This window comes from Marinobacterium sp. xm-d-579 (assembly GCF_013282935.1).
Classification (GTDB): Bacteria; Pseudomonadota; Gammaproteobacteria; order Pseudomonadales; family Balneatricaceae; genus Marinobacterium_E.
In genome coordinates this window covers 529,375-547,339 of the sequence record NZ_WBYP01000001.1, presented here as the reverse complement: position 1 = coordinate 547,339, position 17,965 = coordinate 529,375, and the positions used below count along the sequence as shown (strand labels likewise).

At 50.5% G+C, this 17,965-nt stretch carries 21 protein-coding genes; 19 read left to right on the top strand and 2 right to left on the bottom strand.

The window, feature by feature from the left end; genetic code table 11:
• The first annotated feature begins 26 nt into the window (after positions 1 to 26).
• Together XMD579_RS02865 and XMD579_RS02860 are read left to right on the top strand one after the other, a co-directional pair.
• A complete protein-coding gene (locus tag XMD579_RS02865) occupies positions 27 to 623 on the top strand; it encodes a CoA pyrophosphatase (RefSeq protein ID WP_173505778.1) in 597 nt (198 codons plus the stop codon).
• Positions 623 to 841 carry a DUF1289 domain-containing protein gene (locus XMD579_RS02860; RefSeq protein ID WP_173480210.1) on the top strand — a complete coding sequence of 73 codons (219 nt, stop codon included), beginning with the start codon at positions 623 to 625 and terminating at the stop codon, positions 839 to 841. Before XMD579_RS02865 ends, XMD579_RS02860 begins: the two co-directional genes overlap by 1 nt.
• Here the strand turns inward: XMD579_RS02860 and XMD579_RS02855 are convergent.
• Both XMD579_RS02855 and XMD579_RS02850 read right to left on the bottom strand, forming a co-directional pair.
• Positions 789 to 2,066 (bottom strand): HlyC/CorC family transporter, encoded by a 1,278-nt coding sequence (locus tag XMD579_RS02855; RefSeq protein WP_173480211.1) that lies wholly within the window; start codon positions 2,064 to 2,066, stop codon positions 789 to 791. The genes XMD579_RS02860 and XMD579_RS02855 overlap by 53 nt on opposite strands.
• 65 nt (positions 2,067 to 2,131) lie before the next feature.
• Positions 2,132 to 2,926, bottom strand: coding sequence for an inner membrane protein YpjD (locus tag XMD579_RS02850; protein ID WP_173480212.1), 795 nt, complete (start codon positions 2,924 to 2,926; stop codon positions 2,132 to 2,134).
• A gap of 161 nt (positions 2,927 to 3,087) precedes the next feature.
• On the opposite strand from XMD579_RS02850, the gene ffh reads away from it, so the two are divergent.
• The 17 genes from ffh to XMD579_RS02765 all read left to right on the top strand — a co-directional run bounded on the left by ffh (position 3,088) and on the right by XMD579_RS02765 (position 17,961).
• Positions 3,088 to 4,470, top strand: a complete 1,383-nt coding sequence (ffh, locus tag XMD579_RS02845) for a signal recognition particle protein (protein ID WP_173482986.1) — start codon at positions 3,088 to 3,090, stop codon at positions 4,468 to 4,470.
• Between the two features lie 168 nt (positions 4,471 to 4,638).
• On the top strand, positions 4,639 to 4,887 hold the full coding sequence (rpsP, locus tag XMD579_RS02840; RefSeq protein WP_173480214.1) for a 30S ribosomal protein S16: 249 nt from the start codon (positions 4,639 to 4,641) through the stop codon (positions 4,885 to 4,887).
• 20 nt (positions 4,888 to 4,907) lie between these two features.
• Positions 4,908 to 5,441 carry a ribosome maturation factor RimM gene (gene rimM / locus XMD579_RS02835; protein WP_173480215.1) on the top strand — a complete coding sequence of 178 codons (534 nt, stop codon included), beginning with the start codon at positions 4,908 to 4,910 and terminating at the stop codon, positions 5,439 to 5,441.
• Positions 5,442 to 5,444: 3 nt separating this feature from the next.
• Positions 5,445 to 6,185, top strand: a complete 741-nt coding sequence (gene trmD / locus XMD579_RS02830) for a tRNA (guanosine(37)-N1)-methyltransferase TrmD (RefSeq protein ID WP_173480216.1) — start codon at positions 5,445 to 5,447, stop codon at positions 6,183 to 6,185.
• A 28-nt stretch (positions 6,186 to 6,213) separates the two neighbouring features.
• A complete protein-coding gene (rplS, locus tag XMD579_RS02825; RefSeq protein WP_173480217.1) occupies positions 6,214 to 6,570 on the top strand; it encodes a 50S ribosomal protein L19 in 357 nt (118 codons plus the stop codon).
• A 127-nt stretch (positions 6,571 to 6,697) separates the two neighbouring features.
• Positions 6,698 to 8,032: a hypothetical protein gene (locus tag XMD579_RS02820; protein ID WP_173505777.1), complete on the top strand. Its 1,335-nt coding sequence runs from the start codon at positions 6,698 to 6,700 to the stop codon at positions 8,030 to 8,032.
• Positions 8,032 to 8,958, top strand: coding sequence for a site-specific tyrosine recombinase XerD (xerD, locus tag XMD579_RS02815; protein WP_371731422.1), 927 nt, complete (start codon positions 8,032 to 8,034; stop codon positions 8,956 to 8,958). The genes XMD579_RS02820 and xerD overlap by 1 nt, the downstream gene beginning before the upstream one ends.
• Positions 8,959 to 8,993: 35 nt before the next feature.
• Entirely contained in the window at positions 8,994 to 9,710 is a 717-nt protein-coding gene (locus XMD579_RS02810; RefSeq protein ID WP_173480219.1) for a DsbC family protein, read from the top strand.
• A gap of 239 nt (positions 9,711 to 9,949) precedes the next feature.
• A complete protein-coding gene (locus tag XMD579_RS02805; protein ID WP_173480220.1) occupies positions 9,950 to 11,251 on the top strand; it encodes a homoserine dehydrogenase in 1,302 nt (433 codons plus the stop codon).
• Positions 11,252 to 11,263: 12 nt separating this feature from the next.
• Entirely contained in the window at positions 11,264 to 12,658 is a 1,395-nt protein-coding gene (gene thrC / locus XMD579_RS02800) for a threonine synthase (protein WP_173480221.1), read from the top strand.
• 35 nt (positions 12,659 to 12,693) lie between these two features.
• Positions 12,694 to 13,491 carry a YdcF family protein gene (locus tag XMD579_RS02795; protein ID WP_173505776.1) on the top strand — a complete coding sequence of 266 codons (798 nt, stop codon included), beginning with the start codon at positions 12,694 to 12,696 and terminating at the stop codon, positions 13,489 to 13,491.
• Positions 13,488 to 15,218, top strand: coding sequence for a single-stranded-DNA-specific exonuclease RecJ (gene recJ, locus XMD579_RS02790; RefSeq protein ID WP_371815169.1), 1,731 nt, complete (start codon positions 13,488 to 13,490; stop codon positions 15,216 to 15,218). The genes XMD579_RS02795 and recJ overlap by 4 nt, the downstream gene beginning before the upstream one ends.
• 21 nt (positions 15,219 to 15,239) lie before the next feature.
• Positions 15,240 to 15,422, top strand: coding sequence for a hypothetical protein (locus XMD579_RS02785; RefSeq protein WP_173505775.1), 183 nt, complete (start codon positions 15,240 to 15,242; stop codon positions 15,420 to 15,422).
• Complete coding sequence (nfo, locus tag XMD579_RS02780; RefSeq protein WP_173505774.1) at positions 15,410 to 16,297, top strand: deoxyribonuclease IV; 888 nt, start codon at positions 15,410 to 15,412, stop codon at positions 16,295 to 16,297. Before XMD579_RS02785 ends, nfo begins: the two co-directional genes overlap by 13 nt.
• The gene (locus tag XMD579_RS02775) at positions 16,294 to 16,929 is read left to right on the top strand and encodes an NUDIX domain-containing protein (RefSeq protein WP_173505773.1); all 636 of its coding nucleotides are present in this window, start codon (positions 16,294 to 16,296) and stop codon (positions 16,927 to 16,929) included. Before nfo ends, XMD579_RS02775 begins: the two co-directional genes overlap by 4 nt.
• On the top strand, positions 16,922 to 17,374 hold the full coding sequence (locus XMD579_RS02770) for a DUF1249 domain-containing protein (protein ID WP_173489036.1): 453 nt from the start codon (positions 16,922 to 16,924) through the stop codon (positions 17,372 to 17,374). Before XMD579_RS02775 ends, XMD579_RS02770 begins: the two co-directional genes overlap by 8 nt.
• Entirely contained in the window at positions 17,374 to 17,961 is a 588-nt protein-coding gene (locus tag XMD579_RS02765) for a YqiA/YcfP family alpha/beta fold hydrolase (RefSeq protein WP_173489037.1), read from the top strand. The genes XMD579_RS02770 and XMD579_RS02765 overlap by 1 nt, the downstream gene beginning before the upstream one ends.
• The last annotated feature ends 4 nt before the right edge of the window (positions 17,962 to 17,965 follow it).

The following is a 17,965-nucleotide window of genomic DNA, read 5'->3' as shown; positions in this document are numbered from 1 at the left end:
CTTCTATTAGGTGTATGATTAAACTAATGATTTCGAAAATAGAGCAAACCCTGACTCACTACAAGCCTTGGCAGCTATCTGACCACTATTCGTTTGATCAGCAGGCGGGTGTGATGATGTTAATCACCGATCTGGCGGTACCAGAGGTGATACTGACCTTGCGACACAGCAAACTGTCGAGTCATGCCGGAGAGGTGGCTTTTCCAGGCGGTCGTAGAGATCCCGAGGATCAGGATATTCTTGCTACGGCTTTGCGTGAGACCCATGAAGAACTGGGTATTGAACCCTCACAGGTTAGGCCATTGGGCGCTTTAAGTGATGTGCTCTCTAAGCATCGCCTCAAAGTGGTTCCCTGGGTTGGTGTTGTGCCGCATACGGTTGTCGAGCAACCTAATCCCGATGAGATCGAAGCTGTTTTTCGAGTACCGTTGAGCTTCTTTATGGAGCCGGGCCGTGCGCGATTTGATCAGTTCATGGATCTATCCGGTAAGACTCGATATGCACCAGCATGGGATTATCAAGGCTATGAGATCTGGGGGCTAACCGCCTGGGTCATTGCTGAGCTATTAAACAGTGCCTTTGATGCACAGATTCAAACCAGACCGAGGCCAGAGCGAACATAATGGATTCAGAAAAACCGATTCCCAATCCTTGCATGGGCGTGTGTGCTCTCGATGAGGACGATCTCTGTATTGCCTGTCGTCGTTCAGGTCTAGAGATCGCCTATTGGAGTACTTACTCCAACGAGAAGAAGCGTGAAGTCTGGGCGTTGATTCGAGAGCGGGAGGCTACTCCTCCTCGTCACTCTCGATCTCGAGACGCTGGACACGAACCGTCTTAATCAGGTTGTCACTGATTTGTAGCGTCTCTAAACGGTACTCATTCAGTTCGATACAGACGTTAGCGTCGGGAATGGATTCGAGCTGCTCCGTGATCAAACCGTTAAGCGTTTTTGGCCCTTCGGTCGATAGCTCCCAATTCAGTGCTTTATTGATCTCACGAATATAAGCCGAGCCATCGATAAAGTAGCTGCCATCTTCCTGTTGGTGGATGTCTTCATGGATATCCGATTGATCGTTGGAGAGCTCGCCGACGATCTCTTCTAAGATATCTTCCAGGGTGACAATGCCTTGTACATCACCGTACTCATCCACTACGACGCCGATGCGGCGGCTCTCTTTCTGAAAGTTAAGGAGCTGTGTCTGCAGCGGTGTGCTCTCTGGAATAAAGTAGGCCTCATGAACCACCGCCATAATAGCGGGTTTGGTGACCTTGCCCTGTTGAATCAACTGGGCCAGATTGCGCATGTGAAGTACGCCGACGATCTGATTGATGTCGCCACGGTATACCGGCAGGCGGGTATGTTTGGTCTTAGAGAGCTGCTCAAGAATCTGGTCCATCTCATGGTCCAGATCGATGCCCTCTACCTCGTTGCGTGGAATGATGATGTCATTAACGGTCACTTCACCAAGCTCCAGGACCCCAAGTAGCATCGATTGATTCGATTGAGGGATCAGAGCGCCTGACTCATTCACGATGGTACGTAACTCTTCGGTACTAAGATTGTGGGCATCTTCCCCGGTCGTCTTGATACCGAGTAGACGGAAAATTCCATTGGTAATGAGGTTGACGGCAAACACCAAGGGGTAAAACACTTTAAGTAGCAGTACTAAAACATAGGAGGCCGGAAAAGCCACCTTCTCTGGATACATGGCTGCCAGTGTCTTTGGTGTCACTTCCGCAAAAATCAGCACGACCAGCGTCAAGGCACCGGTCGCGATGGCGATACCTGCATCCCCCCAGATTCGAACCGCAATGACGGTCGCGATGGCTGATGCGAGAATGTTGACGAAGTTGTTGCCAATCAAAATCAGGCCGATCAGACGATCTGGGCGATCTAGCAGTTTGGCGGCTTTGCGTGCACCTAGGTGGTTATTCTTCGCTAAATGCTTCAAACGGTAGCGATTGAGCGACATCATGCCAGTTTCTGAACTAGAGAAAAATGCAGAACAGAGGATCAGAATAAACAGAAGAATTGAGAGCGAGCTTATCGACGCGTCTTCCAAGGGGAAATGCCTATATTGTTAACGGAAGCTCATTTTGTGTAGATGGGGCGTGGGTGTCAACCCAATTAAGCCCCAAGTATTAGCTCTAGAACGGCTTTTGAACCAAAGAAGCCGAGCATCAGCAGAACAAATCCGCTGAGTGTCCAGCGTAGAGCCGTGCGGCTTCGCCAACCAAACATCGCACGTCCTGTTAGCAGAATGGTGAAGACAACCCAAGCGCCAAGGGATAGCAGCGTTTTGTGAGCGAGGTGTTGTGCAAACAGATCATCGGTGTAGACGTAACCCGTTATCAACGCCAGCGTCAGTACCACCTGACCCGCAGTAATCAAATCAAACAGTAGGTTCTCCATCACCTGCAGTGGTGGCAGGGTATTCAGTAAGCCTCTGGTCTTATGGCTTTTCAGAGCATGCTCCTGCTTAGAGAGCAACAGAGCTTGCAGTGCGGCAAGCGTGAACAGGCTGTAGGAGATAATAGACAACAGAATGTGGCTTAGCAGTCCAGCGCTGTAGCTTGATTTGGTCCCTTCGCCAGGGAAAGCATAGGCCAGAGCCAGAGTGATGGCGGCCATTGGAAAGACCCACATAAACAGATTGTCGAGCTTATGACGTAGGCTACCCAATAGCAGAAGAACGACCACGGCGATCGAGATCATCGAGCCGGCAACAAAGAAGCTGAGGTTTAAGCCAAATCCGCCCGAAATGATCTGTAAAGTCGCGATCAGTTGAAAAATGACGGCGATGAAACCAAAAGCCTGTATGCGGTTGCGCGGTCCGCCTTGTTGAGTCGCGAACTGCTTCATTTGCCACTGGCTGGCAATCAGATAGAGGCCAATGGCGGCAAGGGTAAATAGCGATAGCATCCAAAACTCCGGACTGTGTAAACCTAATTCCACAAGTGTGGCACAAATTGCTGGGATGCGAAATATACAGTCAGCCTGTCCCTGCGCTATACTACGGCGCAAATTTGGCGGGATATCTCGATATCGAAACGACCCATTAGACCCGCGCAATGAGGAATAGAATGTTTGCAAATCTTCAAGAACGCTTAACTGGCACGCTTCGCTCCGTTACAGGACGCGCGAAACTGACCGAAGACAATATTAAGGATACGCTGCGTGAAGTACGTATGGCGCTTCTTGAGGCTGATGTTGCCCTGCCGGTGGTTAAAGAGTTTGTAAACGCGGTCAAAGAGCGTGCGGTTGGACAAGAAGTTTCTAAGAGCCTAAGTCCTGGTCAGGTTTTCGTTAAGATCGTTAACGAAGAGTTGGTTCGCGTGATGGGTGAAGCGAACGAGCAGCTTAACCTTGCGGCAACGCCACCTGCTGTGGTGATGATGGCCGGTCTGCAGGGTGCGGGTAAAACCACCTCGGTTGCAAAGCTGGCGCGTTTCCTCCGTGAGCGTGAAAAGAAGAAAGTGTTGGTCGTATCAGCTGACGTCTACCGTCCAGCAGCTATTCGTCAGCTAGAGACTCTGGCCGGCGAGGTGGATGTCGAGTTCTTCCCGTCGACTATTGAACAGAAGCCGATCGATATCGTTAATGGCGCGACGGCGCATGCAAAAATTCAGCACCATGATGTTGTCATTGTCGATACCGCGGGTCGTCTAGCGGTTGATGATGCCATGATGGCTGAGATTAAAGAGCTGCATGCAGCGGTTAATCCGGTCGAGACGCTGTTCGTCGTTGACTCTATGACGGGTCAAGATGCAGCGAATACTGCAAAAGCCTTTAATGAAGTCTTGCCTCTTACCGGTGTGATTCTGACTAAGACCGATGGTGATGCCCGAGGCGGTGCGGCTCTGTCGGTACGCCACATTACTGGCAAGCCTATTAAGTTCCTAGGTGTTGGTGAGAAGGTCGATGCCCTTGAGCCTTTCCACCCTGATCGTGTTGCTTCGCGTATTTTGGGTATGGGTGATGTGCTCTCCTTAATTGAGGAAGCTGAGCGCAAGATTGATAAGGATAAAGCGGAAAAGCTGGCGAAGAAGGTCAGCAAAGGTAAAGGCTTTGATCTAGAAGACTTCCGTGATCAGATCAATCAGATGAACAACATGGGCGGTATGATGTCGATGATGGAGAAGATGCCGGGTATGGGGCAGATGATCCAAGCGGCACAAACGGCTCAGGCTGAGCAGGGCATGAAGAAGTTTGCCGTGATCATCGACTCGATGACGGCTAAAGAGCGTCGCAACCCAGATATTATCAGCGGCTCGCGTAAACGTCGTATTGCAGCTGGTTCGGGTACCAACATCCAAGAGATCAATCGCCTGCTTAAACAGCACAAGCAGATGGCTAAGATGATGAAGAAGTTTGGTTCTAAATCGGGTATGGCGAAACTGGCGCGTGGCATGAAAGGGATGATGCCACCGGGTATGGGCGGTCCTGGTGGTTTCCCACGTATGTAATTGATCAAACTCTGATCAAAAAATAGCTTTTAATGGGCGCAGTATTCACGTAGAATCTGCGCCCTATTTAATTTGGCCTTCATCTGTCTGGGCGATTTGCTGGGATTGGTGAAGAAACAACAATGATGGGCGATCTCAAAACCCATCCGCGAAATAAAGGGGTCCTTAATGGTCACTATTCGTTTGTCCCGTGGTGGCGCTAAAAAGCGTCCGTTCTATCACATTCATGTCGCAGACTCTCGTTTTGCGCGTGACAGCCGCTTTATTGAGCGTGTTGGTTTCTTCAATCCGGTTGCTCGCGGCCAGGAAGAGCGTCTACGTCTTGATCTAGAGCGCGTAGAGTACTGGGTTAGCAAGGGCGCTCAAATGAGCGAACGTGTTAGCACACTGGTTAAAGAAGCACGTAAAGCTAAGTAATTGATTAAGGCCTGATAGCAGTGGCAGAGATTGCAGCAGAGGACTACGTAGTTCTTGGACGCTTCAACTCACCTTTCGGTGTACAGGGTTGGATTAAAGTCTACTCATACACTGATTCGATGGAGAATATCCTCAGCTATCGCCCCTGGTTGGTAAAACAACAAGGTGAATGGGTACCGGTTAAGGTAACCAGCGCTAAAAAACAGGGTAAGGGTTTAATCGCAAAATTGGACTCTATAGATTCACCCGAAGCAGCCCGCCAATATTGTGAAGCGGAGATTGCAGTACCACGCTCGGTTCTACCAGTGTTGGATGACGGTGAGTACTACTGGAGTCAATTAGAGACATTATTGGTTTATACCGAATCCGGCGAATTGTTGGGTCGGGTAGATCACCTAATAGAGACCGGCGCAAATGATGTGTTGGTTGTTAAAGGTACAGACGAGAGCGTTGATCGTGAGACACGATTGATCCCATATGTACCGGATCAGGTGATCAAACAAATTGATTTAAACGCTGGAACAATGCGGGTCGATTGGGACCCAGAGTTCTAAGTTGTGTGGTTTGGGATCGTATCGCTGTTCCCTGAAATGCTTGAGGCGGTTAGCCGTTTTGGTGTTACAGGCAGAGCAGTTAAAAACGGACTGATCCAAGTCGAGAGTTGGAATCCAAGAGATTTTACTCACGACAAACATCGCACCGTCGATGATCGCCCCTTTGGTGGTGGTCCTGGGATGTTGATGAAGGTTCAGCCATTGAGAGATGCGATAGCGGCGGCGAAAGCGGCAGCACCCAGTCAGGCTAAAGTGATCTATCTGTCGCCACAAGGCAGACGCTTAGATCAACAAGGTGTGACAGAACTGGCCACGGCAGAGAGTTTGATCTTTGTCTGCGGTCGCTACGAAGGGGTTGATGAACGCCTGATCGAAGCGGAAGTGGATGAAGAGTGGTCACTCGGTGATTTTGTCCTGAGTGGTGGTGAGCTCCCAGCCATGGTGATGGTTGATGCGATATCAAGAATGGTGCCTGGTGTACTGGGTGACCAAGCCTCTGCTGAAGAGGACTCCTTCTCGGAAGGATTGCTTGATTGTCCACACTACACACGACCAGAACAGTTAGATGGCGTTGGCGTACCGTCGGTATTGATGAGTGGAAATCACGCAGAGATACGTAAATGGCGCCTAAAACAGCAGTTAGGAAGGACCTATGAGCGTCGCCCTGATCTGCTAGAGAAGATCGATTTGGACCCAGAACAGCAAACGTTGTTAAACGAATACATCGGCGAGACTAAAAAGTAGTCCGCAGTTGAAAAGTTAGGAGCGAGCGATGAGCAGCAAAAACTTAATCATTCAGCAGATCGAAGCTGAACAAACTGGTAAAGAAGTACCGAACTTCGGCCCAGGTGACACTGTAGTAGTTCAAGTACGTGTAGTAGAGGGCAACCGTAGCCGTCTACAGGCGTTCGAAGGTGTAGTTCTAGGTAAGCGTAACCGCGGCCTAAACTCTGCTTTCACTGTACGTAAAATCTCTCACGGTGTGGGTGTAGAGCGTACTTTCCAGACCTACAGCCCAGCGGTTGAAGCGATCGAAGTTAAGCGTCGTGGTGACGTTCGTCAGGCGAAACTTTACTACCTACGTGAGCGTAGCGGTAAGTCTGCACGTATCAAAGAGAAGCTTAACTAAGTTAATTTTATTAACTGAGTTGATCTCGATTAAAAAAGGCGACCATGGGTCGCCTTTTTTATTGCTCAAATTTCTCCTATTTCTAATAGTGGTCTAGTATGAAGTGATGACTGTTGGGGGGAATCCTTTGCGTTGGTTTAAAACCGTTCTACTGTTATTGATAGCGACGCTACTGGTCGGTGGGGGCGGTTATGCCTATGTCTATTACAAAGCTAAAGCCTATATCGATGATACGTTGACGGTTCTGCTGCCTGGCTATCGTGTGCACTATGAGCAGTTGGTTCTGGATCCACGCGGTGAAGTCCGAATTGAGTCGCTGCAGGCGGCTCCTTTCGGTTATGAGTCTGCCATTAAAGTGGCCAATATCAGTATTCGAGCGGACGCGCCGCTCTTCTTCCTGCAGCCCTCTCCTGTCAGCAGTGCTTCTGACTGGCCCAGTTTCTTGGCCATCAAAATCGATAAGTTAAGAATGGATCTGGCATCCGATTTTATGGAGACGGCTCTTGCGAACCAGAGTGCTGCTGCGAGCAAAGGGTTGGTCAACATCGCGGCACTGGGTTGTGGCGATGTACGTGAATTCTCTCTGCCTGTGTTGCGAGATATGGGATACCCCGAAATTCAGGCGGATCTTAACATTCGCTTAGACCCAGATAACGATAATGGACGTCTAGTCTTGGGTAGTCAGATTCAGCTGTTGGGTATCGCCTCGCAGCGATTGGTGTTGGAGGTCAGCTTTACACCAGGATATTTGGCACCACAAACGTTGTTGGCGGCCAGCCCGCGAGTCCAGCGTTTTCAGTTTGCCTACCAAGACCTTGGATTTAATGCTCGCCGCGATACCTACTGTGCTGAACAGACTGATGTAACCGAGGCGGAGTATCGCTTGGCGCATGCCGATCTGTTAAAAGCTCAGGCTACACAGTTGGGTATGCAGGTACCAGAGCGGCTTTGGAATGCCTATGAGCAGGCCATTGCTCCGGGCTCAAGTGTTGATTTGGGCATCTCACCCGCAGGCGGTATGGGCAGTGAGCTGTTCGTATTGATGAACGCCCCCCACGTCTTAGCTGAACGCTTGAATCCCTCTTTGCGCATTAACTCTGTGGGGCTTGATTTAGCGGGATTGGATTGGGAGTCCTTGTTGCCAGATGCGGAGCAGGCTGAACAGTTAACCCCTCAGGAGGAGGGGTTGGTCAATGTTGAGCAGCTCAAGGAGAAGATTCTCTCTAGCCGCGAAGTGCAAAAGCTTGAGGATTCTAAGCAGTTCTATCCTGCTAGCTTTGATGAGTTGGATGACTATCTACAGTATCAGATTCGTCTCTACACCCACTTCGGGCGCTTTATTGAGGGGCGTTTGATCGAGGTGGCAGACAATAAGTTAGTTCTACTAAGAAGGGTCGATCAAGGGTATGCTTCCTACTCTGTTGATCGAAACTTTTTAGAAACTATTGAGGTCTACCGTTAGTGCCGGATGCACGTTTTACTGCGCAAAGCCCTGACTCCAAAGATGCCGCGTTAATCAAAGAGTTTATTCAAGGCTTGTGGATGGAGCGTGGCTTAAGTGATAACACGCAGAGCTCCTATCGACGCGATCTTAATCAGTTTGCCTGTTGGTTGAATCAGCAGGGAAAATCACTGATGGCTGTTACGCAGTCTGATTTACAGCACTATCTTGCCTGGCGCCTCTCTGAAGCGTTTAAAGCCAGCTCTACTGCACGACAACTCTCCTGTATCCGTGGATTTTATCGCTACCTATTGCGCGAAAGTGTGATCGACGTTGACCCTACGTTGAATATCTCCAATCCAAAGCGCGGGCGCGCGTTGCCAAAGTCCATTTCCGAAGCAGAAGTGGATGCGCTGCTTGAGGCGCCGGATGTTGAAGATTCACTGGGGTTGCGAGATCGAGCTATGTTGGAGCTGTTGTACGGATCCGGGTTGCGTATCTCTGAGTTGATTGGGCTTGAGGTGGGTCAAATTGACCTGAGGGCTGGGCTATTACAGGTTGTCGGTAAGGGTGATAAAGAGCGACTGGTCCCTGTTGGCGAGGCGGCCATTGATTGGTTGAAACGCTATCAATCAGCTGCACGGCCACTGTTGATGGGTGCTACCAACCCTGAAGCGCTCTTCTTGAGTCGTCGAGGACAGCAGATGACCCGACAGACCTTTTGGCATCGTATTAAATTTTGGGCCCAGCAGGCGGGCGTTAAATCAGAACTATCGCCCCATACGCTTAGACATGCGTTTGCAACACACTTGTTGAATCATGGGGCGGATCTTCGTGCCGTGCAGATGCTATTGGGGCATGCCAATTTATCGACCACCCAGATCTATACGCAAATTGCCACGCATCGCTTAGAGCAGTTGCACAAGCAGTTTCATCCGCGGGGTTAAACTGGCACACTGGGCGCAATTTTTAAGGAGTTAAGATGAAAACCTTGTTCGTACTGTTGTTGTCCCTTGTGACTTTGCCGGCTCTGGCAAATACAGAGACCCTGATTGAAGAGAAGCTGAAAGCGGTTGATCCTTCGATTCCTATTACGCTGATTGAGCCGTCCGATATGACCGGTTTTTATGAGGTGCTACTCGGTTCTGGTGAGGTGCTCTACGTCAGTGAAGATGCGCAGTTTATTCTGTCGGGCAAGGCGTATCAGATCACACAAGAGAACCGTCTGATCAATCTTACCGAGAAGCGCTTAAGTGGGATGCGTTTAGATGCCATGCAGCAGGTGGCTGATAGCGATATGGTTATTTTCCCAGCTAAAGGTGAGAAGAGAACTCGACTTTATGTCTTCACCGATATCGATTGCCCCTACTGTCAGAAGCTGCACGAAGAGGTGGATGCTCTGAACGAAGCGGGTGTCGAAGTCGCTTACTTAGCCTTTCCTCGCTCTGGTCCTGGCGGTGCTACTGCGTCACGTATGGATCAGATCTGGTGTGCCGATGACCGCTTAGCAGCAATGGAGTCAGCGCTAGATGGTGGCTCTGTTAAAGCGGATGGCTGCCAAACACCCGTGCTTGAACAGCTGGCGCTGGGTCAAAAGCTAGGGGTTACCGGCACCCCTGCGATGATTACCGAGACGGGTGATCTATTACCGGGTTACATGCCAGCCGAGCGTCTGCTGCCGGTGTTGGGGATTAAGTAATCTCTGGAAAATGCTGGTAGGGTCGTGACAGGCTGAAAGCCAGTCACGGTTCTCTGTAGTTGGGTTGAAGCACTGGTGTCAGGCTTCAGCCTGACATCCGCCCTCTAATTACGCTTTTTATCAGTAAAACCTCCCTAATACCCATAGTTCAAACACCCTTTTTTAGCTATAATATGCCCCATTTTTTAACGCTCTGGGTCGGGTGAACCGCTCGAGCTCACTTCGAATGAGGTAAGGTTGTGAAGCCGGTAAAAGTTGGCATCTGTGGAATGGGTACTGTCGGTGGCGGTACGTTCGATGTTCTTAATCGCAATGCGTCTGAGATTGCACGTCGTGCGGGTCGTCGAATTCAGATTGAACAGGTCGCTATGCGTCGCCCTAACCCTGCGTTTGATACGACAGGAATCCACGTTACATCGGACATTTTCGAGATCGCAACCAACCCTGAGATCGATATCGTCATTGAGCTGATCGGCGGTTACGAGACAGCCTTTGATCTCGTGATGACGGCCATTCAAAACGGTAAACACGTCGTCACTGCGAACAAGGCGTTGATCGCGGTGCATGGCAACGAGATTTTTGCGGCTGCGCAAGAGAAGAATGTGATGGTCGCGTTTGAGGCCTCAGTTGCTGGTGGCATCCCAATCATCAAAGCGATTCGTGAAGGTCTATCTGCGAACAAGATCGACTGGTTGGCTGGCATCATTAACGGTACCGGTAACTTCATTTTGACCGAAATGCGTGACAAAGGTCGTGCCTTTGAAGATGTATTGGCGGAAGCTCAGGCGTTGGGCTACGCAGAAGCGGATCCGACCTTTGATGTTGAAGGCATAGACGCAGCGCACAAGCTGACCATACTTGCCTCAATCGCGTTTGGTATCCCACTGCAGTTCGAAAAAGCCTACACCGAGGGTATCAGTAAGATCACTTCACAGGATGTGAACTACGCTGAAGAGCTAGGCTACCGCATCAAGCACCTAGGTATTAGCCGCCGCACAGCGAAGGGTATTGAGCTACGTGTTCACCCAACGATGATTCCAGAGAAAGCGTTACTGGCCAATGTCGATGGTGTCATGAATGCCGTCCTTGTTGATGGTGATGCGGTGGGTCAAACCCTCTACTATGGTGCGGGTGCCGGTGCTGAGCCAACGGCTTCTGCAGTAGTTGCTGATGTGGTGGATGTGGTTCGTACACTCACTGCTGACCGTGACAACCGAGTTCCCCACTTGGCTTTCCAGCCTAGCGAGCTTTCAGATGCTGAAGTGCTTCCTGTTGAACAGGTTGAGAGTGCTTACTACCTTCGCTTGCAAGCCGTTGAGCGCCCAGGCGTGATGGCTCACATTACCCGCATCCTCGGTGAAAAAGGGATCAATATTGAAGCCGTGATTCAGAAACCGATCCGTGAATCACAGGTGCCTGTCATTCTGCTGACTCAACGAGTGGTTGAATCGACAATGAACGAAGCGCTTCGCGAGATCGAAGCACTGCCAGACGTTGTGGGTGAAGTGACCCGCATCCGTGTTGAACAGCTGGCTGATTAAGAGGAATTTTCGATGCGTTATATTTCGACTCGTGGTGATGCGCCCGCACTCAATTTTGCGGATGTGCTATTAGCTGGTTTGGCGTCTGATGGGGGTCTCTATGTACCTGAGACTCTACCGACTTTCTCGAAAGAGGAGATCGCAAGCTGGGCAGGCCTTAGCTATGCGGATCTTGCCTTCAAAGTGATCAAGCCGTTCGTTGAAGAGTGCATTAGCGACGGGGATCTTAAATCGATGATCGATGAGACCTACGCTGTCTTTAAACACGATGCCGTAGCACCTTTGGTTCAGATCGATAGCAACGAGTTCGTTCTTGAGCTGTTCCATGGTCCTACCTTGGCATTCAAAGACTTCGCACTGCAGTTGCTCGGTCGTTTGATGGATCATGTGCTGAAACAGCGCAATGAACGCCTGGTGATTATGGGTGCTACCTCAGGTGACACGGGTTCTGCAGCGATCGAAGGCTGTCGTCACTCTGATCACTTGGATATCTTCATTCTTCACCCTTACAACCGTGTCTCTGAAGTACAGCGTCGTCAGATGACGACCGTATTGGAAGACAATGTCTTCAATATCGCCTTGGAAGGTAACTTTGATGACTGTCAGGAGATGGTGAAAGACAGTTTTGCTGATCAGAGCTTCCTAAACGGTATGAAGCTGGGTGCAGTGAACTCAATCAACTGGGCTCGTATCATGGCTCAGATCGTCTACTACTTCTCAGCCTCGCTGACCTTGGGTGGCCCTCATCGTCCAGTCTCTTTCTCGGTTCCAACGGGTAACTTCGGTGATATTTTTGCCGGCTACCTCGCTAAACAGATGGGTCTGCCGATCGATCAGTTGGTGGTAGCGACTAACCGTAATGACATTCTTCACCGCGTCATCAGCGGTAACGATATGTCTAAAGGTCAGCTTGAGCATACTCTGTCGCCATCGATGGATATTATGGTCTCGTCGAACTTTGAGCGTCTTCTATTTGATGTTTATGGTCGTGACGGTAAAGCCGTTGCTGATCTGATGGCGCGCTTTAAGAGAGAGTCTGTTCATCTTGGTGATGGTGAGTGGGATAAGGTTCGCGAGCTGTTTAACAGCTACGCCGTTGATGATGAGACAACCTGTCAGGTTATTGCTGATGTCTACGAGTCGACTGAGTACCTACTGGATCCGCACACAGCGATTGGTGTTAAAGCAGCACGCGAATGTCGTCGTGATATGAGTGTTCCGATGGTCACTCTGGCCACCGCGCACCCGGTTAAGTTCCCAGATCCAGTTGTGAAAGCGGGTCTTGAATCGCCTAGCTTGCCGGCTCATATGAGCGATCTGTTTGAACGAGAAGAGCGTCTGTCGGTGCTGGATAATGATCTGGCCACAGTACAACAGTTTGTGGCGACTCACTCGCACAAGAGCTAAATGAATCGCCCCTCACTTGAGGGGCGTTTTTTTGTATGGACAGTTTCTTCTCACTCTCAAAGCTTTTCTGGTTTCTCGCTGCACCTGACCATCTTTTGGTCTGGTTGATGCTGCTTGGCCTTTTTTTGCTTTGGTTAGGTAAACGCCGTTTAGCCGGCTGGTTGCTCTCCATTGATCTACTGCTGTTGATGGCGGTTCTATTGATGCCCTTGGGAGATGCGGTTTTGTGCCCTTTGGAGTCACGTTTTAAGCAACCGGATCTGAATCAGATTGAGCCCGCCGGGATCGTGATTTTGGGCGGCGGTGAAAACCCTGAGCTCTCTTCGGTTTGGCAACAGTCCCAGTTCAATGCCGCTGCTGAGCGGGTGATGGTGATTCCAGCCTTGGCTAAGCGTTTTCCTGAAGCGAAAATCATCTTTACCGGTGGCAGTGGGTCCGTTCTCCGTCAATCGTTCAAAGGGGCGGATGGTGTGGCCGATTATCTGGGGCAAATAGGTCTTGCGGATAGGGTCCTTTTGGAGAACCAGTCCCGAAACACCTATGAAAATGCGCTATTGTCGGCAAAATTGTTGGGTGCTGTGCCTGATAAGCCGTGGTTGTTGGTGACCTCGGCTTTTCATATGCCGCGCTCTGTAGGTATCTTTGAGAAACAGGGTTGGCAGGTCATTCCCTACCCAGTGGATTACTACACGACGACTACAACAGGCTTTAAGTTGGATCCAAGGCTGTGGCGTAACATGCGAGACCTTCACACCGGTTTGCGCGAATGGATAGGCCTGGTTGTCTACTACCTAACCGATAAAACTGATCAGCTTTTGCCAGGTGAGTCTTGAGCGAAGCGATGATTATTGAGCGCCCAATAGGCGCTGTCTCAACCTCACTTGCCTCCTTGCATCCGGTGATTGCCCGTATCTATGCCGGACGCGGAGTGTCTGAACTCAGCGAGCTTGAAAAGGGGTTGGAGACCCTGCTTCCCGATGGTGCCATGTTAGGCATCGATGCGGGGGTGGCAAGGCTTGTCACTGCTCTTCAGCAGCAGGAGTCGATCCTGATCGTTGGCGATTTTGATTGTGATGGTGCGACCAGTACGACGACGGCGTTACTGGCTCTGCGTGCGTTTGGTTTTAATCAGGTCGACTATCTCGTTCCAAATCGATTCGAATACGGCTATGGCCTCTCTCCGGAAATTGTTGAGGTTGCTCAGCAGAAGCAGCCCGATCTAATCATTACCGTCGATAATGGCATCTCCAGTATCGAAGGTGTTGATCGAGCCAATACGCTAGGGATCGATGTGATCGTGACCGATCACCACCTGCCGGGCTCGGTATTGCCCAAGGCGGTGGCAATCATTAATCCCAATCAGGCCGGTTGTCAGTTTATGGCGAAATCGACCTGTGGTGCCGGTGTCATCTTCTACCTCTTAATCGCACTTCGTCGTCAGCTGCAGCAGCTTGGTTGGTTTGAGAAGAGCGGAGTTAAGGCTCCGAATTTGGCTAACTATCTTGATCTTATTGCCCTGGGTACGGTAGCGGATGTGGTGCCTCTGGAGCGGAATAACCGAACACTGGTACATCAAGGGTTGGCGCGAATCCGTGCTGGTAGAGCGCGCCCGGGCCTGCTTGCGCTTTTAGAGGTTGCTGGGCGTGATCATCAACGCATCAGTAGCTCTGATCTGGGGTTTGCCGTTGCACCACGCCTAAATGCAGCAGGTCGTTTGGATGACATCAGCTTGGGTATAGAGTGTCTTCTAGAGGAGGACCCACAACGTGCACGAGAATACGCTGAGCAGCTGGATGCCTTAAACCGCGAGCGACGCTCCATTGAGTCTGAAATGCAGGCTCAAGCGATGGCCTATTTAGAGTCGTTGGATCTCTCTGAAGCTGAACGTCCAGCCGGCATAGCGCTCTTTAACGAGCAGTGGCATCAGGGCGTTATTGGTATTCTAGCCTCTCGCGTTAAAGAGAAGCTGCATCGACCGGTGATTGTGTTTGCGCCGGGTGAAGAGGGTGAGATTAAAGGATCGGCTCGTTCCATTGAGGGGTTCCATATACGCGATGGGTTGGATCGTATAGCGACCGAACACCCTGGCTTAATTTCAAAGTTTGGTGGTCATGCGATGGCAGCCGGTTTGACCATTTCTAAAGCGGATCTAGCCCGTTTCGAGACTGCTTTTGCGGCTGAAGTGACTCGTCAGACACGCAAAGAGGATCTGGATCGAGTGATCGAGACGGATGGTGAGCTGGCGCCTAATCAATTTACCATGGAGCTGGCCCAGATGATTCAAGAAGCGGGCCCCTGGGGACACCAATTCCCAGAGCCAAGCTTCCATGGTGAGTTTCGACTGTTGCAGCAGCGTATCGTCGGTCAAAAACATCTGAAAATGGTACTGCAAGAGCCGACAACAGGCTTGGCACTGGACGCAATCGCCTTTAATGTAGAGTCTGATATTTGGCCGAATGCGTCGATTACTCGTGTACGTGCCGTCTACCGATTGGATATCAATGAATTTCGTGGGCAGCGCAGCTTACAGCTGATGGTGGAGTGGCTTAAGCCACTCTAGCCCGATAATAAGGAGAAGAGAATGAACGATTTTACGACAGACGAACTGGGTATTTTGGTCTCTGTATTTGAGCGTGCTGGAGTCGCTGAAGATGGATCCGCTGAGGGCAGTCTTTTGAAGGTGATCAAAGGCGCACACTCTGAGCGAATGGAGCTTGAGTCGATGGACTTTGATGACTGTGCAGGTGGTGCGTGCAAGCTGTAAGCAATACTCAGAAGCCCTACTATGTTGGTGCTCATGTCAGTGCAGCGGGTGGGGTGCAAAATGCGCCATTGAATGCGGCGGCGATCGGTGCCAATGCGTTTGCGCTGTTTACTAAAAATCAGAGACAGTGGGTAGCCAAGCCGCTTGCCGATGAGACAATCGAGCAGTTTAAAGCGAACTGTGCCGAGCATAGCTTTCTTCCAGAGCAAATTCTTCCGCACGACAGTTACCTGATAAATTTAGGGCACCCAGAGGCAGAGCCTCTGAAGAAGTCACGCGACGCCTTCGTTGATGAGATGCAGCGTTGTGAGCAGTTAGGACTCTGCTATCTGAACTTTCATCCGGGCAGTCATCTTAAAAAGATCGATGAGAAAACCTGTTTAGCGACCATCTCGGAATCGATCGATATCGCGACTCAGGAGACAGAACAGGTCATCGCTGTGATTGAGACGACGGCGGGGCAGGGATCCAATTTAGGTTACCGATTTGAAGAGATCGCAGCGATCATCGACAAAAGCCGATTCCCTGAACGCATCGGTGTCTGCATCGATACCTGCCATATTTTTGCTGCAGGTTATGATCTGCGCACCTTTGAAGCCTGTGAGCAGAGCTTTGCCGAGTTTGAACGACTGATCGGCTTTGATAAGTTGTGCGGTATGCACATTAACGACTCTAAAATAGCGCTCGGTGGCCGCGTCGATCGTCACCACTCATTGGGTCAGGGGGAAATTGGCTGGGAGGCGTTTCGTTACATCATGCAGGATGATCGTTTTCGCGGAGTACCTCTCTGCCTTGAGACGATTGATGAGACGACTTGGCCAGAAGAGATTCAGCAGTTGCGTCAATTTGCGGGCGAGAAACAGGCTGCGCAATGAGTTCTGAGCACTCCAAATCGGCTTGGGCTCCCAGCTTTGGGCAACAAGATTACCGATTGATCAACGATGAGACGGCCTTTCAGGGCTACTTTCGGGTTAAGCGGCTAACGCTTGAGCATAAGACTTTTTCAGGTCAATCGATTGAGATCACACGCGAGCTGTTTCAGCGCGGAGATGCGGTCTGTGTGCTGCTTTATGATCCTGCGAAGGACTCTGTTGTGTTGGTTGAGCAGTTTCGGGTTGGGTCTCTGCAGGGCCCCTCTCCTTGGATGCTTGAGGTGGTTGCTGGCGTGGTGGAAGAGGGTGAAACCTCTGAGCAAGTCGCTAAGCGTGAGTCGATTGAGGAGGCGGGCTTGGTGATCGGCGAGCCGCGTAGAATTATTCGTTATCTGCCCAGTGGCGGTGGCTGTGATGAGTGGATCGATCTGCTTTATGCTGAGGTGGATTCGGAACAGGCTAGAGGCATTCATGGTTTGCCGGAGGAGGGTGAAGATATTCGTGTTCACGTCCTTTCGAGTGATGATGCCATAGAGTTAGTCAATCAGGGTGTTATTAATAGTTCGCCTGCCATCATAGCTTTGCAGTGGCTGGCGCTGAATAAATTGAGTTTACAAGGTGCTGTTGATGCATGATGTGAAGCGTAAGTATGTGCCGGATTTGGTAAAACAGAGTGTTGTCTCTGAGACCAACTATGCCCGTCTGATGCGTCTGCTTCCTGCTCAGCAGGAGTCCGTTGAGTTTCGTATCGAGTGGCATCAACACGCCTATGTTGTCGCCATTAAGCGCGATGAGGAGTTTGCCTACACTTCGACCTGGACACTCTCTTACTGGCCAGAACAGGCCTCACCATGGTTTAACCCTCAGTCTTTTGTGATACGTCTCTATCATGATGCACGGATGGCGGAAGTGGTCTGTTTAAAACGTCGCTCACAACTGCCTGGACGTTACGATTACCCTAATGATGCGATGCATCAGCCAGATGAAAAATACCAGCTTAATCAACATCTTGCGGAGTGGTTAGGACACTGTGCGACTCAGGGTGTGCGTCATGATGTGAAGGTGGTGAGCGGACAGTAATGCATTTTCTCTATATTCACGGTTTTAACAGTTCACCCGAGTCGCTTAAAGGTCAGCAGTTGATACGCCACTTTGAGTCGATCGGTAGGGCATCGCAGCTATCAGTACCCGCATTGTCGCACTGGCCAGAAGAGGCGATGCAGCAGCTAGAGACGATTGTTCAGCAGCATGACGAGCTACTATTGATTGGCAGCTCTTTGGGTGGTTTTTATGCGACTTGCCTCAGTGAGCGCTACGCACATGTAAAAGCCATTTTAGTTAACCCGGCGGTTGCGCCACACACACTGTTGGGTGCGTTACTAGGTCCGCAAAAGAATTTCTACTCTGGCGAAGAGTATGAATTGACGCTTGAACATATGGCTCAGTTAGAGCGGTTGTATTATCCTCAACTGACATACCCGGAACGTCTACTGCTGATGCAGCAAGAGGGAGATGAGACCCTCGACTATCGTGAGGCTGTAAGCTATTACAGTGAGTCCTCGCAGATTGTTCAACCGGGCGGCCATCACGGCTTTGAGAATTTTGAATCCATGTTGCCGACGATTTTTGCCTTTGCTGAGAATCGCTGGCAGCCTGAGAACGGCTAGGAAA